General features: G+C 54.3%; 32 protein-coding genes, 1 tRNA gene and 1 pseudogene. 21 read left to right on the top strand and 13 right to left on the bottom strand.

The genetic code is table 11. The features are described 5' to 3' along the window. Positions 1 to 639 precede the first annotated feature (639 nt). The 11 genes from HMPREF3138_RS09980 to HMPREF3138_RS25385 form a co-directional block, all read right to left on the bottom strand. Positions 640 to 716: transfer RNA gene (locus HMPREF3138_RS09980), tRNA-Ile, on the bottom strand. Between the two features lie 175 nt (positions 717 to 891). Further along, positions 892 to 1,713 (bottom strand): antitermination protein Q, encoded by an 822-nt coding sequence (locus HMPREF3138_RS09985; protein ID WP_070558991.1) that lies wholly within the window; start codon positions 1,711 to 1,713, stop codon positions 892 to 894. After that, complete coding sequence (locus HMPREF3138_RS09990; RefSeq protein WP_070558993.1) at positions 1,710 to 2,747, bottom strand: DUF968 domain-containing protein; 1,038 nt, start codon at positions 2,745 to 2,747, stop codon at positions 1,710 to 1,712. The genes HMPREF3138_RS09985 and HMPREF3138_RS09990 overlap by 4 nt, the downstream gene beginning before the upstream one ends. Continuing rightward, positions 2,744 to 4,306 carry a phage N-6-adenine-methyltransferase gene (locus tag HMPREF3138_RS27085; protein WP_230122569.1) on the bottom strand — a complete coding sequence of 521 codons (1,563 nt, stop codon included), beginning with the start codon at positions 4,304 to 4,306 and terminating at the stop codon, positions 2,744 to 2,746. Before HMPREF3138_RS27085 ends, HMPREF3138_RS09990 begins: the two co-directional genes overlap by 4 nt. Then, a complete protein-coding gene (locus tag HMPREF3138_RS10000) occupies positions 4,303 to 4,545 on the bottom strand; it encodes a hypothetical protein (protein ID WP_048797339.1) in 243 nt (80 codons plus the stop codon). Before HMPREF3138_RS10000 ends, HMPREF3138_RS27085 begins: the two co-directional genes overlap by 4 nt. Next, entirely contained in the window at positions 4,542 to 5,633 is a 1,092-nt protein-coding gene (locus tag HMPREF3138_RS27090) for a conserved phage C-terminal domain-containing protein (RefSeq protein ID WP_070558994.1), read from the bottom strand. The genes HMPREF3138_RS10000 and HMPREF3138_RS27090 overlap by 4 nt, the downstream gene beginning before the upstream one ends. Then, positions 5,630 to 5,818: a DUF4222 domain-containing protein gene (locus HMPREF3138_RS10010; protein ID WP_070558995.1), complete on the bottom strand. Its 189-nt coding sequence runs from the start codon at positions 5,816 to 5,818 to the stop codon at positions 5,630 to 5,632. The genes HMPREF3138_RS27090 and HMPREF3138_RS10010 overlap by 4 nt, the downstream gene beginning before the upstream one ends. After that, complete coding sequence (locus HMPREF3138_RS10015) at positions 5,815 to 5,997, bottom strand: DUF4222 domain-containing protein (protein WP_055312896.1); 183 nt, start codon at positions 5,995 to 5,997, stop codon at positions 5,815 to 5,817. Before HMPREF3138_RS10015 ends, HMPREF3138_RS10010 begins: the two co-directional genes overlap by 4 nt. Beyond that, the gene (locus HMPREF3138_RS10020; protein ID WP_060559516.1) at positions 5,997 to 6,818 is read right to left on the bottom strand and encodes a hypothetical protein; all 822 of its coding nucleotides are present in this window, start codon (positions 6,816 to 6,818) and stop codon (positions 5,997 to 5,999) included. The genes HMPREF3138_RS10015 and HMPREF3138_RS10020 overlap by 1 nt, the downstream gene beginning before the upstream one ends. 250 nt (positions 6,819 to 7,068) lie before the next feature. Beyond that, complete coding sequence (locus HMPREF3138_RS10025; protein WP_070558998.1) at positions 7,069 to 7,542, bottom strand: YmfL family putative regulatory protein; 474 nt, start codon at positions 7,540 to 7,542, stop codon at positions 7,069 to 7,071. Positions 7,543 to 7,601: 59 nt separating this feature from the next. Next, entirely contained in the window at positions 7,602 to 7,865 is a 264-nt protein-coding gene (locus HMPREF3138_RS25385) for a helix-turn-helix domain-containing protein (protein WP_071890261.1), read from the bottom strand. 100 nt (positions 7,866 to 7,965) lie between these two features. On the opposite strand from HMPREF3138_RS25385, the gene HMPREF3138_RS10030 reads away from it, so the two are divergent. The 17 genes from HMPREF3138_RS10030 to HMPREF3138_RS10095 all read left to right on the top strand — a co-directional run bounded on the left by HMPREF3138_RS10030 (position 7,966) and on the right by HMPREF3138_RS10095 (position 18,080). Continuing rightward, entirely contained in the window at positions 7,966 to 8,451 is a 486-nt protein-coding gene (locus HMPREF3138_RS10030; protein ID WP_070559000.1) for a DNA-binding transcriptional repressor RacR, read from the top strand. Positions 8,452 to 8,684: 233 nt separating this feature from the next. Next, entirely contained in the window at positions 8,685 to 9,218 is a 534-nt protein-coding gene (locus tag HMPREF3138_RS10035) for a hypothetical protein (protein ID WP_060387650.1), read from the top strand. Positions 9,219 to 10,156: 938 nt separating this feature from the next. Then, the gene (locus tag HMPREF3138_RS10045; protein ID WP_025303605.1) at positions 10,157 to 10,528 is read left to right on the top strand and encodes a hypothetical protein; all 372 of its coding nucleotides are present in this window, start codon (positions 10,157 to 10,159) and stop codon (positions 10,526 to 10,528) included. Positions 10,529 to 10,581: 53 nt separating this feature from the next. After that, the gene (locus HMPREF3138_RS10050; RefSeq protein ID WP_025303606.1) at positions 10,582 to 11,409 is read left to right on the top strand and encodes a YfdQ family protein; all 828 of its coding nucleotides are present in this window, start codon (positions 10,582 to 10,584) and stop codon (positions 11,407 to 11,409) included. A gap of 85 nt (positions 11,410 to 11,494) precedes the next feature. Beyond that, positions 11,495 to 12,028, top strand: coding sequence for a hypothetical protein (locus HMPREF3138_RS10055; RefSeq protein ID WP_070559004.1), 534 nt, complete (start codon positions 11,495 to 11,497; stop codon positions 12,026 to 12,028). Further along, positions 12,028 to 12,210 carry a DUF1482 family protein gene (locus HMPREF3138_RS10060; protein ID WP_070559006.1) on the top strand — a complete coding sequence of 61 codons (183 nt, stop codon included), beginning with the start codon at positions 12,028 to 12,030 and terminating at the stop codon, positions 12,208 to 12,210. The genes HMPREF3138_RS10055 and HMPREF3138_RS10060 overlap by 1 nt, the downstream gene beginning before the upstream one ends. Position 12,211: 1 nt before the next feature. Next, on the top strand, positions 12,212 to 12,841 hold the full coding sequence (locus HMPREF3138_RS10065) for a hypothetical protein (protein ID WP_070559008.1): 630 nt from the start codon (positions 12,212 to 12,214) through the stop codon (positions 12,839 to 12,841). Further along, on the top strand, positions 12,838 to 13,350 hold the full coding sequence (locus HMPREF3138_RS10070; protein ID WP_230122568.1) for a class I SAM-dependent methyltransferase: 513 nt from the start codon (positions 12,838 to 12,840) through the stop codon (positions 13,348 to 13,350). Before HMPREF3138_RS10065 ends, HMPREF3138_RS10070 begins: the two co-directional genes overlap by 4 nt. Then, positions 13,343 to 13,519, top strand: coding sequence for a hypothetical protein (locus HMPREF3138_RS26680; protein ID WP_154640504.1), 177 nt, complete (start codon positions 13,343 to 13,345; stop codon positions 13,517 to 13,519). Before HMPREF3138_RS10070 ends, HMPREF3138_RS26680 begins: the two co-directional genes overlap by 8 nt. Continuing rightward, entirely contained in the window at positions 13,516 to 14,034 is a 519-nt protein-coding gene (locus HMPREF3138_RS10075; RefSeq protein WP_070559010.1) for a hypothetical protein, read from the top strand. The genes HMPREF3138_RS26680 and HMPREF3138_RS10075 overlap by 4 nt, the downstream gene beginning before the upstream one ends. Beyond that, a complete protein-coding gene (locus HMPREF3138_RS10080; RefSeq protein ID WP_070559012.1) occupies positions 14,034 to 14,348 on the top strand; it encodes a hypothetical protein in 315 nt (104 codons plus the stop codon). Before HMPREF3138_RS10075 ends, HMPREF3138_RS10080 begins: the two co-directional genes overlap by 1 nt. Beyond that, positions 14,348 to 14,686 carry a hypothetical protein gene (locus HMPREF3138_RS25390; protein WP_230122567.1) on the top strand — a complete coding sequence of 113 codons (339 nt, stop codon included), beginning with the start codon at positions 14,348 to 14,350 and terminating at the stop codon, positions 14,684 to 14,686. Before HMPREF3138_RS10080 ends, HMPREF3138_RS25390 begins: the two co-directional genes overlap by 1 nt. Positions 14,687 to 14,812: 126 nt before the next feature. After that, a complete protein-coding gene (locus HMPREF3138_RS27460) occupies positions 14,813 to 15,877 on the top strand; it encodes a DUF551 domain-containing protein (RefSeq protein WP_070559014.1) in 1,065 nt (354 codons plus the stop codon). After that, entirely contained in the window at positions 15,864 to 16,037 is a 174-nt protein-coding gene (locus HMPREF3138_RS26685; protein ID WP_168166340.1) for a hypothetical protein, read from the top strand. Before HMPREF3138_RS27460 ends, HMPREF3138_RS26685 begins: the two co-directional genes overlap by 14 nt. After that, positions 16,030 to 16,617, top strand: coding sequence for a 3'-5' exonuclease (locus HMPREF3138_RS10090; protein WP_070559016.1), 588 nt, complete (start codon positions 16,030 to 16,032; stop codon positions 16,615 to 16,617). Before HMPREF3138_RS26685 ends, HMPREF3138_RS10090 begins: the two co-directional genes overlap by 8 nt. 109 nt (positions 16,618 to 16,726) lie before the next feature. Continuing rightward, a complete protein-coding gene (locus HMPREF3138_RS25395; RefSeq protein ID WP_072271258.1) occupies positions 16,727 to 16,978 on the top strand; it encodes an excisionase in 252 nt (83 codons plus the stop codon). Beyond that, positions 16,953 to 18,080, top strand: coding sequence for a site-specific integrase (locus tag HMPREF3138_RS10095; RefSeq protein ID WP_070559018.1), 1,128 nt, complete (start codon positions 16,953 to 16,955; stop codon positions 18,078 to 18,080). The genes HMPREF3138_RS25395 and HMPREF3138_RS10095 overlap by 26 nt, the downstream gene beginning before the upstream one ends. A gap of 121 nt (positions 18,081 to 18,201) precedes the next feature. Here the strand turns inward: HMPREF3138_RS10095 and icd are convergent, their stop codons facing one another. Continuing rightward, on the bottom strand, positions 18,202 to 19,455 hold the full coding sequence (gene icd / locus HMPREF3138_RS10100) for an NADP-dependent isocitrate dehydrogenase (RefSeq protein WP_070559020.1): 1,254 nt from the start codon (positions 19,453 to 19,455) through the stop codon (positions 18,202 to 18,204). Positions 19,456 to 19,586: 131 nt separating this feature from the next. Here icd and rluE point away from each other — a divergent pair, with 131 nt between their 5' ends. The 4 genes from rluE (at position 19,587) to mnmA (ending at position 22,237) form a co-directional block, all read left to right on the top strand. Next, positions 19,587 to 20,213, top strand: coding sequence for a 23S rRNA pseudouridine(2457) synthase RluE (gene rluE / locus HMPREF3138_RS10105; protein WP_038877773.1), 627 nt, complete (start codon positions 19,587 to 19,589; stop codon positions 20,211 to 20,213). Positions 20,214 to 20,235: 22 nt separating this feature from the next. Continuing rightward, on the top strand, positions 20,236 to 20,574 hold the full coding sequence (locus tag HMPREF3138_RS10110) for a lysozyme inhibitor LprI family protein (protein WP_038877774.1): 339 nt from the start codon (positions 20,236 to 20,238) through the stop codon (positions 20,572 to 20,574). A gap of 9 nt (positions 20,575 to 20,583) precedes the next feature. Further along, positions 20,584 to 21,030, top strand: a complete 447-nt coding sequence (locus tag HMPREF3138_RS10115; RefSeq protein ID WP_025302526.1) for an NUDIX hydrolase — start codon at positions 20,584 to 20,586, stop codon at positions 21,028 to 21,030. A 106-nt stretch (positions 21,031 to 21,136) separates the two neighbouring features. Continuing rightward, on the top strand, positions 21,137 to 22,237 hold the full coding sequence (gene mnmA, locus HMPREF3138_RS10120) for a tRNA 2-thiouridine(34) synthase MnmA (RefSeq protein WP_015377608.1): 1,101 nt from the start codon (positions 21,137 to 21,139) through the stop codon (positions 22,235 to 22,237). Positions 22,238 to 22,285: 48 nt separating this feature from the next. Here the strand turns inward: mnmA and trkD are convergent. Further along, positions 22,286 to 22,660: pseudogene (gene trkD / locus HMPREF3138_RS27100) on the bottom strand (potassium transporter Kup); the annotation flags it as partial.

Here is a 22,660-nt window from a genome sequence, read left to right on the forward strand (position 1 = left end):
TTTGAATGAGTAACTGGCAATGGCTCCCAGCAGGGTCATGCCGAATGCAATCAGCATTGATAGGATATTGGGTTCGTTCTTCCAGGGCATTTTCATAACCTCCCCCTTCCGGGGCTCTTTCCCGGCTTCGGGTTATGGGTAGGGTTCAGCCCCCAGCCGTAAACGATTTGGCGATACGGAGTGTGCCAGGTGTGTGTCGGATGTTGGCTGGGGCTGAAATGCAAAAAGGCTACGCATTTGCGCAGCCCTGAAATTGAAAAGCCCCGGCGTTTATAGCCAGGGCCTTACGGATGATGATTGTTGCGGTAAGAAAATCACCGGTTACGCTCCGGCGTCGTTTTTACGAACGTTATTTGCTATTAACCCTTCTCACCGCAACGGAAAGAACACTCCGCTCAACCGCAACGTTACCGCCCGTCTCGCCGCAAATGCTCTTACTTGTTGGGTGCCGGTCTTTCCCGGCTGTCAATTCATGCCACAACATAGGTTGCACTTTGCTGTCCGCTGTTCAGATGGTGGCGTCTGAACAAAAAAATGCAACCTGCATTACAGCATCAACGTTGGAGCGGTCAGCGGGAATCGAACCCGCATCATCAGCTTGGAAGGCTGATGCTCTATCCAGATGAGCTAGTGGCGGTTTGGTGGCCCTTGCTGGGCTTGAACCAGCGACCAATCAGTTATGAGCCGACTGCTCTAACCAACTGAGCTAAAGGGCCAAGGTGGCGAATTCTAAAACATTCCCCATTAACCACACAATACCATATGGTTATCTTTACATTCGCGCACAAAAAAAGCCCGCGCGCTGGCGGACTTTTCTTTAACGGGCGTACAAACCCCATCGTTAGGTTTGATATTAGGAAAAAACGGCAACTTTTGCAAGCGGCCAGTTTTTCACCGGGTGACCTTACTGAAAATACGCTCCAATTCGCTCTCTTCCTGGTAGCATTTGGTAAGCAGCGATTCGTAAAACGGTTTCCAGCTATAACGCCATGTACGCTCAGGCAGTTCAGGGATCAGCTTTTTAACCGCATGGTGTATGACTGACGGTTGAACCCGTTTAAATCCCCTACCCTTACATTTCGGGCATTCCTTCATGACCGGAACACCTTGAAGTTCACTCGCCTTTTTATCCAAAACGGTACCGGTCCCCTGGCAACGGCAACGAGCGCTAACCTTGCCTTTACCGCTACATACTGGACAGACCACCATGGCGACATCTTCCCATACAGTCTTTGCTGGTGGCTGGCTGCTTTCCTTCAACATCCACAACCCATTCTTAATTCTGAATTTATTTTCTTCCCACAGGATCGCCAGCTCGTTACGATTTATCTGGGTTTTGCGAACCAGTCCCCGGCCCTGGCAACACGAGCAGGATTCTGCTGATAACGCAGACCGGCAAAATTCACCGTAGGCCATGGCAGCTATGATGCGCAGACAACGGCCTAATTTGGCGCCGGCGGCTCGCTTAATCGCCCTGGGCGCCTTTTGGCTGGCAAATTGCGTTAGCATATCGACCGACCGATCCCGGTCTTCTTTGCTGACGCCATATTTACCCAAGCACAGCGCCATCCCAAATGTAGCTTTCGCCTCTACCATTCCAAGCGCAGCCATAATATCAGTGCCCGTTAAATCTTCACTTGCAGTAGCTCGGGAGGTGTCAGAGATATGCAAACTTTTCGGGCTAAAGTGTTTCAATGCCGTTTCAATATTCATGCCTTTACCCCGCGTTTGTTTGCCGTGGTGATCGCCCCAATCCCAAATGCCTTATTCAGCGTGCGCAACAGGTGGAACAGCTGGCTGCCGTGCTTGGCCTCCCATGCCGCTACATCATCATGCAGTTCGTTATGGCATTTACGGGACAGAGGAATGGTGAAAATGTCGTGAGGCTTGGTGCCAGTACCGCCCAGGCCGTGATCGATAATGTGATGCGGGTCGTCTGCCGGCAGGCCACAACCACAGCAGCACGGCTGCGACTTCACCCACTGGGTGTACTTTTCGCATTCCCAGCGCGTCAGTTTTGGCCGCAGCATGAACCCCGCCGGCGGCGCCGGGTCCACATCAACGAGCAACGCTGGCTTAACCTTCTCCACGCGCTCATTGATGATCGCCTTCGGCGCTTTCTCCCAAACGATATCCGACTCTTTACGCGTGCCTGTTTCGTCTGGTGCTGGTGGAAGGCGCAATGCCGAGCGCGCCACCGAATCAGGCAGCAGATCGGAAACACCATTTAGCACGGCCCACCAGCATAATTCCGGCAGACTCAGCTGGTGGTCTTCCTTAAACTGAAAGTGCGTGCGGGCCCGGTACACCAGCCAGTCCGCAACATTCTGCTTCGCCAAAGCGTCCAGCGTCGGGTGGGTTTGCTCCCGCAGCAGGTGTTCATGGTGCCAGCACAAACGGACAGGCAAGCCGTCATAATCCAGAATATCCATGTTGTGATTGTGATAACCGTCGCCATGTGGCCACTGGCACTCGGTGCCGCGGCTCAGCCACTCACGCAGCGCAGCAACACCACCAGCGGCGCCAATAACTCGCTCATGCAGGAAGAATGGCAACAGACGCGGATCATTGGCCAGCCCCTGATCGGCTACCGGCAGCAAACCCGGTGGGAGTGGTTTTAGTTCTTCTGGCTCGTTGGCAATCAGCAGCCGGCGCTGACCACTGAAATAGTGCATCAGCTCACGACCGGGGCGCAGTATCACCACGCCCAGATCACGCTGCAGGTAAGGAGTCAGCAGCATTCTCACGCAGCCACCTCTCGCCCAGGAATATATTCTGGAATATTTTGCGGTTGAATATGTGGTAACAGCCGTTCTGCCTCCCGGCGGATCTGCGCTACAAACGCCGCCCCCATGGTTTCCAACTGCGTACGGCTGATATAGCTCATTGCAGGACCGGACCAAGACTTATCAAAGATCACTATCGCCCCAGCAAAGAATGCGCCGGTGGGCACTTGCTTTTCATCAGCAGGCACAAACCATTGCGGTACGTCAAAACCAACACGCCCGCGGATGAAAGCAACGTGATCTGCCTGCTCAGGCCACCAAGTTTCCGATGTCGCAGCCTTAATCAGGAAAACATATCGTCCACCACGCTCACGCATGTCCATAGCGTGTGCCATGATGTGCTGCATACCGGTGATATATTGCCCCTCATGCTGCTGGGCGCGGGAATATGGCGGATTGCCGAAAGCAGCACCGTGAAGCTCCACCAGCCGTGCTGACCAGTCCTGAGTGAGGGCATTATCCTCTGCTGTGTAGAATGCCGGGCATTTGCTGTTATCGCCGTCTGTGAACAGATCCAGCACCAGCGGACCAAACATCGCATTGATGCCCCAGAACAGGGCATCAGGTGTACGCCATTGATCGCCAACCTCTTTCAAAAGATGAGTTGGCTTCTCGCGTAGTTCGGTAAGTTTCGAGCAATAAGTGCTGATCTTTGGCGCCTCGGCCACTTCCTCTGCATCATCAGCGATGTCACATGAGAAGACCTCACAGGACTCAGTGCACGAGCCTGTATCATAACCACCACCACCACGAATAGTCGCCGCAATTTCCTCCCTAGAATGTTCGGAAAACATGGCAATAATGCTCTCAAGAGAATGATTCCCCCTGTACATGATCTTATTCTCTTGTTGGCGCCGGTCTACCACCCTTACGCTGTCACTGGTAATGAGTTCCATGAATTCCTGGCAGGTCTCAGGATTATCACGAGCAGCAAGCGCGATTTTATTGATGCCTTTTTTGACACAGAAGACACAGTTACCGTTATGTTCCGGTATCTCCAGATCAAAAGATTGTGTCTTCCACCAGGCCAAAACATCCTGCTTATCAAAATCACTGATATCCGCTAAGTAGCTGACATTCTCCCGTTCCTTCAACCGTTTTGGTTCATCATAACGAATGCCGATCCAGGTATGGTAGCTTTCGAAATGATCTTTACAGTAACGCTCGAACGGCTCTAATTTCATTGTGCGGGTACAAAATGCACCATGGACGTAAGGCGTACCATATTTTGCACAAACATCGCGCCATGGCTGAAGGTCAGGACCGATCTCATCAACGCTGACTACCTTGTAACCGTTGCCCTTACCCAACTCAGGGTTTACCACCACCCGTAGGCAGATCAGATTAAGCTGCCAGTGTTTGACGACATTACGCACAAAATCATACGTTCCAGGGTGCTCAGCCCCTGTATCCATGAAAATATATCGAATATCCTCACCACCGGTCCGGCGTTTCTCCATCAGGTGAACCAGGTAGGCGGACGTGCGGCCACCGGAAAAAATCACTATTTGAACCGTCACAGGATCCCCCTCTGCTGCTCTGCCTTTGCCAACAATTTGATGAAGCTATAACGGTGCTCGATGTTGAAACATGCCAATACGCCTTGCCAGTCACGCTCACGAGCAATGCGGCGCACACCCTGATCAGCAGCCCAATGGCTTCGCAGCCCTCGGATAGACCACCAGCGGCGAACCTGCTGCAGTACAGCCACCAGCGGGAAGACGGTAACGCCACAAATTTGTTTGGTTACTGGTTTCATGCGGCCTTCCCTCCGTTCAGGCGCTGGGCGCAATCAGCCCAAATGCGGTTCCATGCCGGCACCGCGTAACTCGGCTGCATGGTGCGCACGCCGGCTTTGCTGGCCTCAGTTCTCGCCAACGTCTCCAGCTCGCCCGGGTTTTGAAGCGGCAGACTGTTACCGATGAAACGACGATATGCCGCGTCACGCTCTGCGCAGGTCACCGGCGCCGAACGGGCTTGCTCTGGCTTGCGCCCGCCGTCATGCCAGGCTGTAGCCGCCAGCAGGTTGCCCGGGAATTTACCTGGCCGGAACATGGTTTCCGGGTTCAGGTATTTGGCCCACTCTGTGCCCAGCCAGCGATCAACGAGGTACTCCACCACCAGCTTGAGTTCCTCCAGCGTGTGTCCGTCCACCAGTCGGGCCCGGATGTTCTGCAGGGTGGATTTGGCCGTGGTGTATTTGGCGCCCGTCAGTTGGTTCAGGTGTTTCAGCACCAGAATGGCCTGGTCAGTGATGTGAATTTCTTCAGAAACAACATCCCCCTGGTCGGCCGCCGCTGGCGGTTGACCAAAAGTGTTTTGGATCTGTTTGTGGTGATCTGTGTAGTGATCTGTATAGAGATAGGATTCCGCAGAATCGCGGCGTTGTTCCCGCACCTCTGCGTTTTCCATTCCGCGATTCTGCGTAGTTGATTCCGTAGTTTCACGTTTTCCATTCCGCGATTCTGCGGAGTCCACTATTGGCGGGAAAATCAGAGCAATTAGCTTATCGCCATCAATACGATAATGATTCTTCGGGGTGCCATTTACCTTACGGGTAGATACTTCAATAACACCCGGCAAATACTTCTTACGAAGCTTGCTCACAACGCGCTGCACCTGGTCTTCACTGACACCGCGTAATTCACTCGCAAGCTCTTCATGTGTCTTGTAAAACCAGCCATCATCCTGTGATGACTTCCCTGTCCAGAACACCAGCTGATTCAGCACAGCGGCCAGAGCAAAGGACTGCTGATCACCGGCAAAATAATCCAGGTAAGGTCCGGGGATCACTATGCAGTTCTTCTGCCCAGACATGGCCTGAACAACTTCAAATATTCTGCTCATACGTCAAACCTGATAAAACGTGACTGAAAAATAATCATCGCTGTGGTGATCGCCCATTCCTGCCCTACAGGGCTGTAGGTGACCGTCCCGCGGCCCATATCGGTGCTATGCACCCGTACCACCACAAAATTACGATCGCGGTAAAGGCTGCCGGCCTGAATGCCGCTATTAGTTCGGATCGTCATTCATCCACCTTCACAAACTTACGGCCCCACTCCCGGCGTGGCTGGACGCACTCCTTGTCGTAGTTAGGACGCATGAAGATCACCCGCTGATTCACTACGTCGACGCCGACTGTGCGGACAACCACACCATAGGTATCTCGATAGTTCTCGACCCAGGGCTTGATAACTTCCGTTTCCATTAGCCGCGCCTCCACTCGTCGTAGATGCGCTGCAGCAACTCTGGGAAGCGCGATTCATAGAAATGGGGCTGGGTTTCCCGCGGGTTATTCGGTGAGGTGATGTTTTTCCCGAACCGCAGACCGGTGGCGGTGATCGACCAGAAATGTTTTTCACCGTGGCGCCGGCTGGGGCGGCTTTTGCGCTCGACTATCCGCAACCGTTCCAGAATGCGATATGCCACCGGCGTGCTCATCGTGCTGCTGTTCAGCTTCAACAGAGTAGTGATCGCCGCTGTCGGCCGACTGGAGCCGTCAACGGCATCCGATGGCGCATCAATGGCGTATACCGGCATCAGTGCCGGCAGGCCAGCCAGCTCTTGCAGCTTCTGCAATGCCCCCAGGCGTGACGACTGAGAGAGATTCAGCAGCTTGGTAGCAGATTCCACGATCAACAACCCGGCCTGGATCTGGTCTGTCTTGGTCGCCGGCAGCTGTGGCGCCGGTACGTTGGCCTGCTCCAGCGCCGTCATGCGATCGAACACCTTCGCCTGTATCTCGTAGCTGTAACTCATGGCCATCAGGCAGGCTTCGCGCTTGGGTAAGTGCAGACATGGAAGCTCGCGCCCGGTCGGGTCGGTGTACTGAGCGAAAAATTTCGTTGAGTGGTTTTCACCCAATACCCGCGGCGCCTTCGCCATAAAATCAGCATGGCGCAAACGGGTATGGCCCTTGCTCGGGAACGAGGCGCCGGCGGCGATCGCTTTCGACTCACGCTCTGCGTTGATGTAGTCCACCAGCTCCAGGCTGGTCATAGTGATCCCGGTCGCTGGTAGATTAGTCATGCTTCACCTCGCTGTGTCGTGACAACCAGGCGCCGCCATCTACCACCCATCGGGCAAACTGGTAGTTGCTGGCAATCCACCGACCCAGTACATTGACCTCATACCGGAACGGCGACGCAGAATTACCGCCAGTCATTGCACGGCAGCGGATTTGCGGCACCATAGAATTTCTGGTTAAATTGCTCATGCGATTATTTCTCCACACACTGATTTACTCGCACCGACGCCCAGGGGCTGCAACCTCTGGGCGTTACCCTTTCTGGCACTTGGCCTTTTTGCCAAACAGCGCCAGCACCGCCCTAACCTCTGCATCACGCGCCTGCAGGTGCTTGCGGTGATAACGCATGATCTCGGCAGCCTCTTTCTCATCAATGACGCCATCTGCAAGCGACTCCTGAATGATCTGATCCACATGCCCACGGTGTGCGGCGGTGCGGATGCTTTTGCTGAACAATTCCACCTGGTCCAATTCGTCCAGAGCGGGGATCTCCACCACCAGCAAACCCCGGCGCCGGGCGAAATATTCGGTCAGCAGGTTGGTGTCTGAGATATCCTCCATCGCTTCCAGTTCGCCGATCTCGAAGAAGCGGCAGCCGTTCTTCTCGTAGAGGTTGTTGTTGAACGCCGTCTCCGACATGCCCAGTGCGCCGGCCATCGCGGATCGGCCACCAGCAACCGCCTTACACATGCCTTTCACTACATCTTTCAAATTTGGCTCTACCATGTTGTTTTTCCTTTGGTAGTTACTGTTATCCCGCCGGGGCGGTAGACTCCGTATGAATTTCAGGCTGCGTTTGTTTCCTGCCCTGAAGAGCAAGGACGCGTACCGCGCAGGTATGTCCAATCAACATCTGGACGTAGCTGTTCGCATGTCACTGCTCCAGATGTTGCCTTTTCAATTTCAGGGCATCGCTCCGCCGGTATCTGCCTTATTCCATTAATCCATTGGTTAATGGTTGGTGCTGAAACCCCTAAGAGTCTGGCCATTGCAGCCTGCCCCCCTAGGTCTATGCAGGCCTGTTTGAGTACTGAATTTTCTTTTTTCACAAATTAGGCTCCTAGTTTTCCACACGCACAATGTTAGGCGACGCCTAATACACAGTCAATAGGAATTGCCTAACCACATAATTGTGAGGATCATTAGGCAATGCTTAGCGGTAAAGAGTTAGGTCATGCGATTGAGCAGGCCATTAACAGGAAAATTTCTTCGGGTGCCGTCAAGACCAAGGCGGAGATCGCTCGTCATTTCAAAATTAAACCCCCATCAATTCATGACTGGATCAAGAAAGGCTCAATCAGTAAAGACAAGTTGCCGGAATTATGGGGTTATTTCTCGGATGTAGTAGGCCCGGAGCACTGGGGGCTGAAAGAGTTCCCCCCCCTAATGTGTAACTCTTCCACGCTGCTAGGCGAGCTGTCAGAGGGGCATAGAATTTATGATGCCTACTCGCTTGCTTCAGAAGAAAGACGCGTAATTGTCGATTTTTTATTATCAATTGGCGAATCTGAACCAATCTGGGTTGATGCAGATGTACGGGCATATGTTAGTACGCTTGATACAAAAGTTAAAAAATATCTCTCTGAAAACAAACTGTTAGTTAAAAGCACCACTCCCAAAAAGACCGGTACTTAAACTCGTATGGTCTGATGGAAAGTCACTAACTTAATTCCCACCTTGTTTTACCCCTCATTCCCAATGATTTTTTTCGACCAAAATATTAGGCATCGCCTATTGACATAAAATTAGGCATTACCTAATATCACATCATCAACAGCGAATAGGCAGGACGCCCACGAAGTAGCCGCCCGAGGCACACGAAGATCGGGATGATTCGCTGAACCAGGCTTACAGCAGAGGGTTACACGATGACTAACGAGAAATTCAGTAAAGACGCATATGAAACGGCTGTTGAATTCAACGTTCAGCAACGTTTTGCGGCGATGTTGGTTCACACAGGAAACTTTAACGTGAATCGTCGTGGCGCTGACATGGTTTCGTTCATTGCTGATCGGAAAGCTGACTATCAAACAGCCCACCCTGACATGCTGACTGCGGGACAAACCATAGTTAACCAGCAACATTTCACCGATTTTGTTTGTTCCGGGATTTGGCGTAGTACCGACAGCCAAAGCGGCGGGGCTACAAAGGGTAAAATGATGGAATTACAAAGAGTTTTAAACACAGAAGTTATTATCGGTGACATTGTTCACGCGCATGGTGCGGTCTTTAAAGTGATAAAAGTACTCAGTTTCCCCGGGGCGGGAACTGACGGAAAAGATGTAGCGGCAAATATTGCTGAATGGGTATCCGGCAGAATTGAACCGGGCTACTTCGGCCCTGGCAGAGAATGGAATTTCCAAGGCAATGACAGAGTAACGCAACTAATTGAACCCCGCTGATCGACTAACACCCACCGCGCCCTACGGGGCGCACAACGGCATGCTCACTCGCCCTTTCCCTTAATTCTGGGAGCGGTGGAGGATCTTGACTCATGAGTGAGCATACCGTTGTGGATCTGGCTGGTGGACTTCAGGGGCGTTGCTCTCCAGTCACCACAACCCAATGCGAACCGCGGGCATCACCCGCCAGAGCATGTACGCCGGTCACACCGGCCGCCCGCCAACGGCGCAAAACTCCCGGCAGACGTTCAACTGTGAAAACGGTGAGATGCCAGCACCCTCGACGGCAGTGACAGCGCGGAAGTAGACGGCTGACCGCTGGGAAAGACCAGCACTTAATTTGATTCGAAACGGGCCGCCCGGCGTCAGCCGGTGTGTTTTGGAGAAGGCGAACGGCAAGTAACCCTCCCTGTCACGGCAGTGAAACCGGTTGACGGCGTAATCCCGGTTAAAGAATGCCCCGTGAGGCTTAAACATCGCCCGTCCGCTCCACGTTACGGAGCACCCAACTGAAACGGTTTTTAGGGGACGCGGTCTGTTTTACAGCGTGGCGAGAGAACCGGAGATAAAGCCGTTTCAGTTGTGGTGAATGCGTAGGCTGATGCGCGAAAGACATTGCAGCTATTGCGGAAAAAAGCTGTTCGGCAGGGCAATTAAACGCCTGTGAGAGTCTGAAATAACCGCAAGCCGGAGATCAGCACCGGCCACCACAACCGTTGAATTGCTGTGTGTAGTCTTTGGCGGCCATGCCGAACTTCAACCCACCAACACCAGGAGGATGAAGATAATGTTCATAGGCTGGCCGCCCTTTTTACACATCAGGTGGCGTACTGTGCCGGTTTTCTTTTTTTATTTCTACACAGTATAGCCCGGCGCGGTGCGCCACCTGGTGTGTGGAGAAAACCGCGGCGATCGCCGCTTCGTGTGAGGACTATTTTATGAGTGAAGACCGCAAAACCAATGTACCGGACTTTCTGGGTGAACTGGATGCCGGCGTGTTTGTAAATAAACTTTCAGGCGCTTTAAACAATACCGCACTGGGCGTTCTCAATAACGGCGGGAAAGGTAAAGTTGTTATTACCCTCGATATTGATCGCTTAAGCAATTCGGTTGAAGAAAAGCGCGTCAGTATCAAACATCAACTGAAATATGTAACCCCAACACCACGCGGGAAAGTTTCAGAAGAAGATACCACCGAAACGCCAATGTACGTTGGCAAAGGCGGTAAGTTAACAATCCTGCAAGAAGACCAAGGCCAGCTATTTACAGTAGATGGCGGCACTGACGGTAAATTACGGGTCGCTAAGTAATAACACGCCCTTATTCATAAACGCTATATTTAATTAACCCAAAGGATTAATTTATGTCTCAATTAGATGGCGGAGCAATTCAACAAGTTAAAGACCTGGTGATTTCTGGTTATCACCTTCGTGATATCGAAGGACTGGCCTGCCCGACAGCAATTTTACCTGAAGGTGTTGGCGTCGAAAGTCTTGAACGATTCGGCTTAGAACGCTTCCGCTTCCGCGGTGCCATGGAAACAACCAGCATTGCCGATTTTGTTCGCTACTCCACTGGCTATGCCAAAGCGGAAGAGCCAGCACGCTGCTTCATTGACGCCGATAACATGAGTGCACGGTCAGTGTTCAATATCGGTTCCCTTGAGAACCCAGGCCATGCAGATAACGTCGCCTCAATCAAACTCAAGAAAACCGCACCATACCGTGCATTGCTGGCAATTGATGGCGATCGCCTGCGCCAGAAAAATATTGCCGAATGGCTGGAAGACTGGAGCGACTATCTGGAAGCATTTGATGCCGAGGGTAAAGCAATGTCTATCTCGCAGGCTGCCGGTGCCGTTCGCCGCGTGAGCATTAAGCAAATGTCAGAAGCAGATCATGAAGACGGTGATTTCAGCGGTAAAAAATCACTCATGCAAAGCATTGAAGCCAGCAGCAAAGACGTGATGCCGGTTGCATTCGAATTCACCTGCACCCCGTATGAAGGCCTCGGGGAACGCAAGTTCAGCCTTCGCAATAGCCTGCTGAAAAGTGACGAGCCGCTTTTCGTCTTGCGCATTGTTCAACTTGAAGCGCAGGAAGAGGCAATTGCCAACGAGTTTCGCGATCTGCTGATCGATAAATTCGATGGCGGCTCAGTAGAAACCTTCATCGGTAATTTTAAAGCCTGATTTTTTAAATAAGTAATACAGCCTCAAATACCCCAGCGATGGGGTATTTGGTGAAGTGTTGCAAAAAACTGTGTGGAGAATAATTATGTCTTGGATTTTAACCTTTACGGGTAAACGCTTTGATTACGAAGCGCCAACCGTTGACGATATTTGCATTGAAGATATAGCGCAAGCCTTATCTCATGAATGCCGCTTCAATGGTCACATTCCTGAATTCTATAGCGTGGCGCAGCATTGTGTAATTGCCAGTAAAATTGTCCCGCCTAGTTTTGCTTTTGAAGCATTACTACATGACGCGCACGAAGCATATTGTAAAGATATTCCATCACCGCTTAAAAAATTAATTCCCGACTATCGCGGCATCGAAAATAATATTGATTTTGTTATTCGGTATAAATTCGGCCTTCCAGCCACAACCAGCCCGATCGTAAAGCATGCCGATCTGGTGATGCTGGCCACCGAGCGCCGCGACCTCGACATTGACGATGGGACACCTTGGCCAATGCTCAACGGGATCCGCCCTTCCGAAGACATTTTCGTGTCGCCAGTCAATCCAGTACAGGCCAGGGCGATGTTCATGCAGCGTTATAACCAGCTGTCCAGCGAGAGGACTGCGTGATGTTCGGCCTGTTCCTGCTCGTCTGCTACACCTATCAGCCCTGCGAATTTGTGCCGCAGGGCTGGGTGTACCCAGACAAAAGCAACTGTCTGGCGGATATCCACCAGCAACAGCTCCCACCGCAATATGAATGCCTGCCAGTGGATGGAGTGATCCCGGCGCAGCGCCAGGAGGACAAATAGCATGTCGGATAATGCCAAGCACTACGACCATTTCAAAGTCGAGGGGCCGGCCGTTAAGACGCTGGTCGAGGGCTTTAAAGCAATCGACGCCAAGCGCCAAGCCATCATCGCCGGGCTGCAAGCCGAGTTCGATGCGGTAGCGCACACCAATTCATACGGGTTCGGCGACAAAGGGAGCCGCGTATGTAACTTGGTGTGGCCTGCTGATCATGAATTCCCGTGCCAGACCACCATCAAGCATCGTACTTATTTCAAAGATGCTCCGGTTGTCATCGCCCGAGGAAAGGGTAACACCAAGGAAGGACGGGAATTCAACAAGCAGCTGGATGCGGCGATCGCCAAGGCAAACAGCGCGCTGGCAGACCTGCCGCCGTGGCAGACCTACATCATCAACCACTACGGCATCATGCGTACCGGCTTCGGTACCGGTACGTCCAGAGGCATTCCCATGCTGAGCACCTACGGCGGCCTCTGCCCTGGGCGCGATGACTGCCTGCTGTTTGCCATCCCGAACACGAAATCGCGCGACGGCGAGGTTGGGCACGGCGACGTGATCATCCCTCCAGAATTCCAGAAGCTGACCTATGGCCAGTACTACGATCTCGTCCAACCAGAGCGGGAGGAAGTATGAAAGAGCGGCCGGTGATGCCAGCACTCGACGGCAAAAGCATTTTGGATATGTGCTGCGGCCCGCGCATGTTCTGGTTCGACAAAGAAGACGAGCGCGCTGTATTCAGTGACAAGCGCAGCGAGAGCCACACCCTATGCGATGGTCGGAAACTGGTTATCTCCCCTGACCTGATCGCCGACTTCACCGCGCTACCGTTTGCAGACGGTAGCTTCCCTGTTGTCGTGTTCGATCCGCCGCACCTGGAGCGCGTCGGCCCCAACGGCTGGCAGGGCAAAAAGTACGGGAAGCTCGATCGCGAAACTTGGCGCGATGAACTGCGTGCCGGGTTCGCTGAGGCTTTCCGCGTGCTGCGGCCACTCGGCGTGCTGATCTTCAAATGGAACGAAACCCAGATACCGGTTAGCCAGATCATCGCCCTCACAGACGAAAAGCCGGCGATCGGGCAGCGCACCGGAAAGAACGACAAAACGCACTGGATCATCTTCGTAAAGGGGGCTGGCAATGGCTAAGCGCGTCAGCACCCAAATCGTCAGCAGCGTCTTTGTAAAGAAAGCCGTCGTCATGTGGTTCGTACCGCGGCGATTCGAAAACCAGGTAGAGCCCGGAATGAAAGTCGTGTTCTGGAACTCAGGCGAATATTACGGCCGGATCCGCCGGCTGCAGGAGACAACATCATGAGCAAATTGATCACCGCAGTTGAACCACAGCGTGACCAGTACGGCTACTGGACGCACCCGGATTACTTTGTGCCTGCCAATGGCGCGGAATATGGCACGCCTGGTGAATTTGAGGCGTGGAAGGAAGCAAACCGCGTCACTGGCGCGCTGCAGTGGATGGAAAATCATGCCACTGCCGAACAGATCGATGCCTATGAATCCGGGGACGGCGATATTAGCGATTGGGAGCCCACTCCGCCAGCGGGCGATGGATGGTTCATCGGTTCAATCCACGACACCGAAGATGGGCCAGTTTGTTACTGGCTGCGCCCTATTGAAGAGGATCCCGAGGCCTTAAAGAATCTGGTTGAAAAGCACCACACCGAAGCTTTGAAACGTGAATTTATCGACGCTCACCAGGCATGTGAAAAAGCAGCCTATGCCTATTTCTGTGCTTGCGAGCTGGGAGAAGAGCGCAGCAACGCAAGTGAAATTTATCAACGTATTCGGCTGGCCACGCGCCGCGGGGGTTACTGATGAGCAAGACACTAAATTTTTATGGCGCCAGCGATGATCTGTTTGAGGTTGAGGGTGCGATACGTGAAGAGATCGGCTGCTTTAACGAGCTGGGGATCTATCACTTGAAATCTGCCGAAGGCGAAGTGCTGGTTGTCGCAAACTACACCGATGAAGGTTGCTGGGCTATTGGGCTTTGTCAGGTTGGTGAAGACGTGCCGGTGCCAGCTTGGCCTGTCTCATACTCCATGCATGAGCGAGGTTACAGCGTCCAACTGACCATGGAAGTACCTGACGATACGCAGCTGGTTATGGTCAATGAGGAAGACGAGTAATGAGTAAAGCAACCTATCTTAACGAGTTGAACGAGGCACACCGCATCGAAAGAGCTTCCCGCCATCGTGATGCTCGCTCCCCCTATAAAAACAGGGGAAATGACCGTTGGATTGAAGTCTGTAACGCCCATAACCGAAGAGTAATCCGCAAAGCCAAGCGCTCTGTCGGCAAAGCAAATAAAAACGGTTGTCGTCGTACTGCAATGGGCCTGCGTGGTTTTCTCAATGAGCTGAATATCTGGGCACAGTTTACCGGTGGTAATCGCCAATCTGCCGGCATGCCGAAGCGTATATACCGTATTAGCCACCGAGGGGTGATCAGCCATGCCTCCGCTTAACTTTTCTTCTCGACTGGTGCGGGGCGTCAATTTGACGACAGAACGCGATATGTGGCGGAGCGAAAAGCATTATCGCTTTCGTTCGGGCAAATACTACGGCCGGGTCCGGTATGCGGAGTTGAACTGATGGGAAGTATGTTGAGCAATAAACCTACCACCATCGCTGAGCGCCGGCAGTTTGCTGAGCAAAATTGCATGTCGATGGATTTTGTGAACTGGTTCTTCGACGAGAAGAAGGAAGGCTGCGGCAATGCGTGGTTCATCATGGCCGCTGCGATGTGGGAAGGCTGGAAAGCGCGGGCTAACCGGGAGGCGCAGCCTGCTGGGTTCTACACCACCGTATCAGGCCGCAAAGGTGTGGTTTGGCATAAAGGCGCGCCTGAAGATGACACCGCAATTTACACAGTCCCGATCGCGGGACGGGAGGCGCAGCCGGTGGCTGGTGAACTTGGAGAAATCCGCGTTGGCAGACTGCCGACAATGAACCAAGAAGAATATCCTGGCCTCGGCGATTGGTGGGTACAGCTGCGCATCGGTGCAAGCGGTGATGAAATCTTGGCGCGCGTCTACGGCGCAACGCCGGATGAAGCAGTGGCGCGAGCACGCGCACTCACCGCACCGCCAGAGCCAGCAGTGCCGGACGGGCTAAAAAGAGCGGTAACGTTCTACGAGCAAGTTAAGCGGGAGAATACCCCTGTTGAAACCGGGGTGTGGAAAGATGCGGTTAATTGGGTGCTGGAAGAGGCCTGCCGCGCCGCAATGCTGAACCATGTCGGTGATGCCAACGAAAAGGCTCAACAACAAATCGAACCACAAAATATTCCAAATAATATTCCGGGAAACTTGGCAGCCGCTGTTAATCGCCTGCTTGATTGCGATGGGACACGCGGACACTTTAGCGCCATACGGTGCAGCGATGCTCGCGAAGAAGTCGAGCACCTGCTGGCTCAACCTGTAAGTAGCGGTTACACGTTCAACTCTCCGGTAATTCCGGATGGTTGGATAGCGTGCAGCGAGCGCGTGCCTGATGCCGATGGCGCTTATTGGTGCTGGTTCGGAAAGGAAGATCCCAGCGTTATTCAGCAACGAGTTTGCATCTGGATAAACCGGCACCATGAATGGTGCGACAGTGCTGTTACCCACTGGATGCCATTACCTGCAGCGCCGGAGGTTAGCCGTGACGATGCCTGATTTACCAACCTCAATTGCTGAGGAAGCAATGGAAGTCGCCGGGATGCAGGTTAAGGTTCACGTTCTCGATAACGGCCAGCGGGTGATCGCCGCCGAAGACGCAGAAAAACTTTTTCAGTGGCTGGCAGCGGCCCCAACACAAGGTAAAAACAATGAATGACCTGATGATTGACCTGGAAACCATGGGCACTAAGCCAAATGCACCAATCGTGGCGATCGGCGCCGTGTTCTTTAACCCTATGACGGGTGAGTTGGGCCCGCAGTTTTATACCGCGGTAAATCTGGCGAGTGAACTGGCCGCCGGCGCCGTTCCCGATGGCGATACCATCAAATGGTGGCTGAAACAAAGCAGTGATGCCCGAGCGGCGATCACCAGTGACGAGGCAAAACCCATCGCTGAGGCCCTCGATGCGTTGACCAATTTTGTCACCCGCAGCTGCGAGCAGCCGAAGTATCTGAAGGTTTGGGGCAACGGTGCCGCCTTCGACAACGTCATTCTGCGTGAAGCCTACGAGCGCTGCAGTAAAGCGCCATGTTGGAACTGGTTCAACGATTTGGACGTGCGCACCATGGTGAACCTCGGCCGGCGTGTCGGATTCGACCCGAAACGCGACCTGCCTTTCGACGGCGAACGCCACAATGCGCTGGCCGACGCAGTACACCAGGCCCAATATGTTTCGCTAATCCACCAGCGGGTGATCCCTATGCCTGATGAAGAGAGTGAAAATGAACTTGGCTGAGGCATTATTTGGCGCTGTCGTAGTGGTGGCCATAGCCTGGATATTTGTTTCAGCAATGAAGTGATTTTGATCAGGCCCGTTGCAGCGGGCCTATGTGTGGAGATAACTCATGCTACAGATGCTAAAACTTGAAGAATGGGCAGCTGAAAAATATCGCAGCGACCCACCCTCAGTGAGCACATTGAGGCAACGAGCCAAAGCCGGCCACTTCAACCCACCAGCCCAAAAAGAAGGCCGATGGTGGCGTGTGAGAGAGGATGCTGAACTCGTTGGATCGCTGGCAGAACCGGAAAAGAAAAAGAACGACAACCCAAGGTTGCTGAGGATTTTGAACGATGGCTGCCAGACCACGGAAAAATAACGTAAAAATACCTAACCTTTACCCATTATTTAGCCGGACCGCCAATAAAATTTATTGGCGTTACCGTCACCCTATTACCGGCAAATACCATGCCCTGGGTGATAATGAGCAAGAAGCGAAAGAGATCGCGATTGAAGCAAATAACCGGTTAGCGGAGCAGAGAAGCCGCCAGATGCTGGCTCTGAGCGACAGAATTGCCCAGATCCGCGGGAAAGAAATTACCGTCAACACTTGGCTTAATCGATACTGGAAAATACAGGAAGAACGCCTTTCTGCCGGCGATATCAAACCCAATACTTTCAAGCAGAAACGAAAGCCCGTTGAACTCATGCGCCAAAACTATGCGATGAAGCCGTTACCCGCCGTGGATGCCCGCGATATTGCGGTGTTACTGGATGAGTATACGGCCGCTGGGCAGCCACGTATGGCCCAGGTTGTCCGTTCCGTCCTGATCGACGTATTCAAAGAAGCGCAGCATGTTGGTGAGGTCCCTCCGGGTTATAACCCTGCGCTGGCCACCAAGCAGCCACGCAGGAAAATTACCAGGCAACGCCTCAGCCTGCAGGAGTGGCAGCAGATTTTCGATATCGCGGACAAGAATCACCGGTATATGGGTAATGCAATGCTGTTAGCCTTGGTCACCGGCCAGCGCCTCGGGGACATTTCTGCCATGAGGTTTAATGATATCTGGGATGACTGTTTGCACATCGTGCAAGAGAAGACTGGCGCCAAGCTTGCTATTCCCCTTTCACTTCGTTGTGAAGCGATCAACATGTCCCTGCGTGAAGTTGTCGCACGATGCCGAGATTACGCCGTCAGCCCGTATCTGATCCATTACTTCCGATCAACATCGATGGCCCAACGCGGCGCCCAGGTGAGCGGCAATACCCTTACGGTAAATTTCAGCAAAGCACGCGATAAAGCAAACATCGATTGGGGCTACGGTACGCCAGCAACGTTTCACGAACAACGCTCCCTGGCCGAAAGGCTTTATAGCGAACAGGGGCTCAATACCCAGCTGCTACTGGGCCACAAATCTCAGAAACAGACCGATCGGTATCACGATGATCGAGGCAAAGATTGGATCACTGTTGCGGTTTGAAGAGAGAATTTGGAGGGGGTTTTGATAAAACGTTTTGATAATGTTTTGATAAAAAATCCAAGTTGAATAATAAAGTAACGGGAGCATTTAGCCCCCGTTATTAATTTCACTCGTTACTATATTACATGTGCTCTACGATAGCGTCGCCAAACTCTGAACATTTCAGCAGCTTAGCGCCTTCCATCAGGCGTTCGAAGTCATAGGTCACGGTCTTGGCGGCGATGGCGCCTTCCATGCCTTTAACGATCAGATCAGCCGCTTCGAACCAGCCCATGTGGCGCAGCATCATTTCTGCGGACAGAATGATGGAGCCTGGGTTCACTTTGTCCTGGCCGGCGTACTTCGGCGCGGTGCCGTGAGTCGCTTCGAACAGCGCGCAGTCGGAGCCGATGTTGGCGCCCGGTGCGATACCGATGCCGCCAACCTGGGCCGCCAGGGCGTCGGAGATGTAGTCGCCGTTCAGGTTCATACAGGCGATCACGTCGTATTCCGCCGGGCGCAGCAGGATCTGCTGCAGGAAGGCGTCGGCGATCACGTCTTTAACCACGATCTCTTTGCCGGTGTTCGGGTTCTTGATCTTCAGCCATGGGCCGCCGTCGATCAGCTCGCCGCCGAACTCTTCGCGCGCCAGCTCATAGCCCCAATCCTTGAAGGCACCTTCGGTGAACTTCATGATGTTGCCTTTGTGAACCAGGGTCACAGAGTCACGGTCGTTGGTGATGGCGTATTCGATCGCCGCACGCACCAGACGCTTGGTCCCTTCTTCGGAGCATGGCTTCACGCCGATACCGCACTGCTCTGGGAAGCGGATTTTCTTCACGCCCATTTCGTCGCGCAGGAATTTGATCACTTTGTCCGCTTCGGCGGAGCCGGCTTTCCACTCGATGCCGGCGTAGATGTCTTCGGCGTTTTCGCGGAAGATCACCATGTCGGTCAGCTCAGGCTGTTTCACCGGGCTTGGGGTACCCTGGTAGTAACGCACCGGGCGCAGACACACGTACAGATCCAGCTGCTGGCGCAGGGCCACGTTCAGAGAACGGATGCCGCCGCCGACCGGGGTGGTCAGGGGGCCTTTGATGGCGACGCGGTAGCCGCGGATCAGGTCCAGAGTTTCGTCCGGCAGCCACACGTCTTTACCGTAAACGTGGGTAGATTTTTCGCCGGTGTAGATTTCCATCCAGGAGATTTTACGTTCGCCGTGGTAAGCCTTTTTAACGGCCGCATCAACCACGTGGATCATGGCAGGAGTCACGTCAACGCCGATGCCGTCGCCTTCGATGAACGGGATGATCGGGTTATGAGGAACAACCAGTTTACCCTGGGCGTCAACCGTGATTTTTTTACCTTCTGCCGGAACAACTACTTTGCTTTCCATCAACCTCTCCTTCAAGCGCAATTTTGTTAATGCTTTGTAAGATGCGTGTAGATACTACTTGAATATTCGGTCCGCGCCAATCCGAAACGGATTCGGTTATAATGCGCTTATCATCCGTAATCTCAACTGTTATGAAAAAATTCTCTGTTAGAAATCACAAAGTTAAACGATTCAGCAAGCCGAATGCCGCCAAACCCGCCGCGCCGAAAGGGCCGCGCCGAATTGTGTTATTCAACAAGCCCTTCGACGTGTTGCCGCAGTTCACCGACGAAGCCGGCCGCGCCACGCTGAAAGAGTACATCCCCTTCCCCGACGTTTACGCCGCCGGGCGCCTGGATCGCGACAGCGAAGGGCTGCTGGTGCTGACCAACGACGGCCAGCTGCAGGCGCAGCTCACCCAGCCGGGGAAGCGCACCGGCAAAATCTATTATGTGCAGGTCGAGGGCGCGCCGCAGGAGAGCGATCTGACGCCATTGCGCAGCGGCGTCACGCTGAAAGACGGCCCCACGCTGCCCGCCGGGGTGGAGTTGGTGGCCGAGCCGCAGTGGCTGTGGCCGCGCAACCCACCGATCCGCGAACGTAAATCCATCCCCACTTGCTGGCTGAAAATCACCCTGTATGAAGGGCGAAACCGCCAGGTGCGTCGTATGACGGCGCATATCGGGTTCCCTACCCTGCGCCTGATTCGCTACAGTATGGGTAATCTTTCGCTGGGTTCACTGCAGCCTGGTGAATGGAAAAGCATCGATTCTCTGTAGACCGATAACCGATGGAGGCGCCATGAAATACACGCCGATCGCGCTACTGCTCGCCGCTCTGGCGGCCCCGTTCGCCGCCCAGGCCGCCAGCTTCGACTGCGCCAAGGCGGCAAACCGCGATGAGCAAGCCATCTGCGCCAACCGCACGCTGAACGATCTGGATGTGCAAATGGCCACCAAGTACCAATTCCTGCGCGGCCTGTTCGCCATGGGCGCGCGTGGCGCGATGCAGGACAGCCAGCAGGCCTGGCTGGCAAAACGCCAGCGGTGCGGCGGCGATACCGCCTGCCTGCTGCAAAGCTACCGCACCCGCATCGCCGAACTGGACGACATCTACCAGCGCATCGACAAACCGCTGTAAGGAGAGCGCATGTTCAAACCGCACGTCACCGTGGCCTGCGTAGTGCACGCCGCCGGCAAATTTTTGGTGGTCGAAGAGACCATCAACGGCAAAGCGCTGTGGAACCAGCCGGCCGGCCACCTCGAGGCCGACGAGACGCTGGTACAGGCTGCCGAACGCGAGCTGTGGGAAGAGACAGGCATCCGCGCCACGCCTCAGGCGTTCCTGCGCCTGCACCAGTGGATCGCGCCGGATCGCACGCCGTTCCTGCGTTTTTGCTTCGTTATCGAGCTGGAACAGCCGCTGCCGACCGAGCCGCACGACAGCGACATCGATCGCTGCCTGTGGCTGAGCGCCGACGAGATTTTGCAGGCGCCCAACCTGCGTTCCGCACTGGTGGCGGAGAGCATTCGCAGCTACCAGCAGCCGGAGCGCTACCCGCTGTCACTGGTCGGCAGCTTCGCCTGGCCGTTTTAAGGGCGCCGGGCAGCACAAGATGAACAGTGCGCCGGCGCGGCCAACGTGGTAAAATCCTGCGCTTGTTTTTATCAGCACGGTTCGTGTTCAAGTTCGTGAGATCCCCATGTCAGACAACAGCCAGAAAAAAGTAATCGTCGGTATGTCCGGCGGCGTCGACTCTTCCGTTACCGCCTATCTGTTACAGCAACAGGGCTATCAGGTCGCTGGGCTGTTCATGAAGAACTGGGAAGAAGACGACGACGAAGAGTACTGCTCCGCCGCGACCGATCTGGCCGACGCGCAAGCGGTCTGCGACAAGCTGGGCATCGAACTGCACACGGTGAACTTTGCGGCGGAATACTGGGACAACGTGTTTGAGCTGTTCCTGGAAGAGTACAAGGCCGGCCGCACGCCGAACCCGGACATCCTGTGCAATAAAGAGATCAAATTCAAAGCCTTCCTGGAGTTTGCCGCCGAAGATCTGGGGGCCGATTTTATCGCCACCGGCCACTACGTGCGCCGCCAGGACGTGGACGGCAAGAGCCGCCTGCTGCGCGGCGTCGACGGTAACAAAGATCAGAGCTACTTCCTCTACACCCTGAGCCACGAGCAGGTGGCGCAGAGCCTGTTCCCGGTCGGGGAGCTGGAGAAGCCGGAGGTGCGCCGCATCGCCGAGCAGCTGGAGCTGGTCACCGCCAAGAAGAAAGACTCCACCGGCATCTGCTTTATCGGCGAGCGCAAGTTCCGTGACTTCCTCGGCCGCTACCTGCCGGCGCAGCCGGGCCCGATCGTCAGCGTTGACGGCCAGACCGTCGGCGAACACCAGGGCCTGATGTATCACACCCTGGGCCAGCGCAAAGGGCTGGGCATCGGCGGCCTGAAAGACAGCAGCGAAGATCCGTGGTACGTGGTGGATAAAGACGTGGCCAACAACGTACTGGTGGTCGCACAGGGGCACGATCATCCGCGCCTGATGTCCGTCGGCCTTATCGCACAGCAGCTGCACTGGGTGGATCGCCTGCCGCTGAGCGGCCCGTTCCGCTGCACGGTGAAGACCCGCTATCGCCAGCAGGATATCCCTTGCACCGTGACCCCGCTCGACGACGAACGCATCGAAGTGCGTTTCGACGAACCGGTCTCCGCCGTCACCCCCGGCCAGTCGGCGGTGTTCTACCAGGGCGAAATCTGCCTCGGCGGCGGCATCATCGAACAGCGCCTGGCGTAACTGCCCGGCAAAAGAAAAACGCTGCGTTTACCGCAGCGTTTTTTTTATTCAGAATTCCACCTGCGCCCCCAGCTCGATCACCCGGTTCGGCGGGATTTCGAACAGGTCCGGCGCCCGTAGCGCGTTGCGCTGCAACAGCTGGAACACCTTGCCGCGAATGCGCAAATACCAGGGCCGTTTGCCCAGCACCAGCGTATCGCGCGACATGAAGAACGAGGTCTCGTTCATGGTGAAGCTCATCCCTTCCAGGCCGCAGCGGTAAAGGATGTCCGTCACGTTGGGCGTTTCGCGCCAGCCGTAGCTCGCCACCACCCGCCAAAAGCTCGCCGACAGCTGTTCGATCGCCACCCGCTGCACGTTGTGCACGTACGGCATGTCGGTGGTGACGATGGTCAGCAGCACCACGCGCTCATGCAGCACCTT

This window comes from Serratia sp. HMSC15F11 (genome assembly GCF_001808215.1).
In the GTDB taxonomy this organism is placed as follows: domain Bacteria; phylum Pseudomonadota; class Gammaproteobacteria; order Enterobacterales; family Enterobacteriaceae; genus Serratia; species Serratia nevei.

What these genes read in the sequence shown, in the direction of transcription:
- HMPREF3138_RS09985 (WP_070558991.1), bottom strand. Translation starts at nt 1,713, where the DNA reads ATGAATATTGAAACGGCATTGAAACACTTTAGCCCGAAAAGTTTGCAT.
- HMPREF3138_RS10000 (WP_048797339.1), bottom strand. Translation starts at nt 4,545, where the DNA reads ATGAAACCAGTAACCAAACAAATTTGTGGCGTTACCGTCTTCCCGCTG.
- HMPREF3138_RS27090 (WP_070558994.1), bottom strand. Translation starts at nt 5,633, where the DNA reads ATGAGCAGAATATTTGAAGTTGTTCAGGCCATGTCTGGGCAGAAGAAC.
- HMPREF3138_RS10010 (WP_070558995.1), bottom strand. Translation starts at nt 5,818, where the DNA reads ATGACGATCCGAACTAATAGCGGCATTCAGGCCGGCAGCCTTTACCGC.
- HMPREF3138_RS10015 (WP_055312896.1), bottom strand. Translation starts at nt 5,997, where the DNA reads ATGGAAACGGAAGTTATCAAGCCCTGGGTCGAGAACTATCGAGATACC.
- HMPREF3138_RS10020 (WP_060559516.1), bottom strand. Translation starts at nt 6,818, where the DNA reads ATGACTAATCTACCAGCGACCGGGATCACTATGACCAGCCTGGAGCTG.
- HMPREF3138_RS10025 (WP_070558998.1), bottom strand. Translation starts at nt 7,542, where the DNA reads ATGGTAGAGCCAAATTTGAAAGATGTAGTGAAAGGCATGTGTAAGGCG.
- HMPREF3138_RS10030 (WP_070559000.1), top strand. Translation starts at nt 7,966, where the DNA reads ATGCTTAGCGGTAAAGAGTTAGGTCATGCGATTGAGCAGGCCATTAAC.
- HMPREF3138_RS10035 (WP_060387650.1), top strand. Translation starts at nt 8,685, where the DNA reads ATGACTAACGAGAAATTCAGTAAAGACGCATATGAAACGGCTGTTGAA.
- HMPREF3138_RS10045 (WP_025303605.1), top strand. Translation starts at nt 10,157, where the DNA reads ATGAGTGAAGACCGCAAAACCAATGTACCGGACTTTCTGGGTGAACTG.
- HMPREF3138_RS10050 (WP_025303606.1), top strand. Translation starts at nt 10,582, where the DNA reads ATGTCTCAATTAGATGGCGGAGCAATTCAACAAGTTAAAGACCTGGTG.
- HMPREF3138_RS10055 (WP_070559004.1), top strand. Translation starts at nt 11,495, where the DNA reads ATGTCTTGGATTTTAACCTTTACGGGTAAACGCTTTGATTACGAAGCG.
- HMPREF3138_RS10060 (WP_070559006.1), top strand. Translation starts at nt 12,028, where the DNA reads ATGTTCGGCCTGTTCCTGCTCGTCTGCTACACCTATCAGCCCTGCGAA.
- HMPREF3138_RS10065 (WP_070559008.1), top strand. Translation starts at nt 12,212, where the DNA reads ATGTCGGATAATGCCAAGCACTACGACCATTTCAAAGTCGAGGGGCCG.
- HMPREF3138_RS10070 (WP_230122568.1), top strand. Translation starts at nt 12,838, where the DNA reads ATGAAAGAGCGGCCGGTGATGCCAGCACTCGACGGCAAAAGCATTTTG.
- HMPREF3138_RS26680 (WP_154640504.1), top strand. Translation starts at nt 13,343, where the DNA reads ATGGCTAAGCGCGTCAGCACCCAAATCGTCAGCAGCGTCTTTGTAAAG.
- HMPREF3138_RS10075 (WP_070559010.1), top strand. Translation starts at nt 13,516, where the DNA reads ATGAGCAAATTGATCACCGCAGTTGAACCACAGCGTGACCAGTACGGC.
- HMPREF3138_RS10080 (WP_070559012.1), top strand. Translation starts at nt 14,034, where the DNA reads ATGAGCAAGACACTAAATTTTTATGGCGCCAGCGATGATCTGTTTGAG.
- HMPREF3138_RS25390 (WP_230122567.1), top strand. Translation starts at nt 14,348, where the DNA reads ATGAGTAAAGCAACCTATCTTAACGAGTTGAACGAGGCACACCGCATC.
- HMPREF3138_RS27460 (WP_070559014.1), top strand. Translation starts at nt 14,813, where the DNA reads ATGGGAAGTATGTTGAGCAATAAACCTACCACCATCGCTGAGCGCCGG.
- HMPREF3138_RS10090 (WP_070559016.1), top strand. Translation starts at nt 16,030, where the DNA reads ATGAATGACCTGATGATTGACCTGGAAACCATGGGCACTAAGCCAAAT.
- HMPREF3138_RS25395 (WP_072271258.1), top strand. Translation starts at nt 16,727, where the DNA reads ATGCTACAGATGCTAAAACTTGAAGAATGGGCAGCTGAAAAATATCGC.
- HMPREF3138_RS10095 (WP_070559018.1), top strand. Translation starts at nt 16,953, where the DNA reads ATGGCTGCCAGACCACGGAAAAATAACGTAAAAATACCTAACCTTTAC.
- icd (WP_070559020.1), bottom strand. Translation starts at nt 19,455, where the DNA reads ATGGAAAGCAAAGTAGTTGTTCCGGCAGAAGGTAAAAAAATCACGGTT.
- rluE (WP_038877773.1), top strand. Translation starts at nt 19,587, where the DNA reads ATGAAAAAATTCTCTGTTAGAAATCACAAAGTTAAACGATTCAGCAAG.
- HMPREF3138_RS10110 (WP_038877774.1), top strand. Translation starts at nt 20,236, where the DNA reads ATGAAATACACGCCGATCGCGCTACTGCTCGCCGCTCTGGCGGCCCCG.
- HMPREF3138_RS10115 (WP_025302526.1), top strand. Translation starts at nt 20,584, where the DNA reads ATGTTCAAACCGCACGTCACCGTGGCCTGCGTAGTGCACGCCGCCGGC.
- mnmA (WP_015377608.1), top strand. Translation starts at nt 21,137, where the DNA reads ATGTCAGACAACAGCCAGAAAAAAGTAATCGTCGGTATGTCCGGCGGC.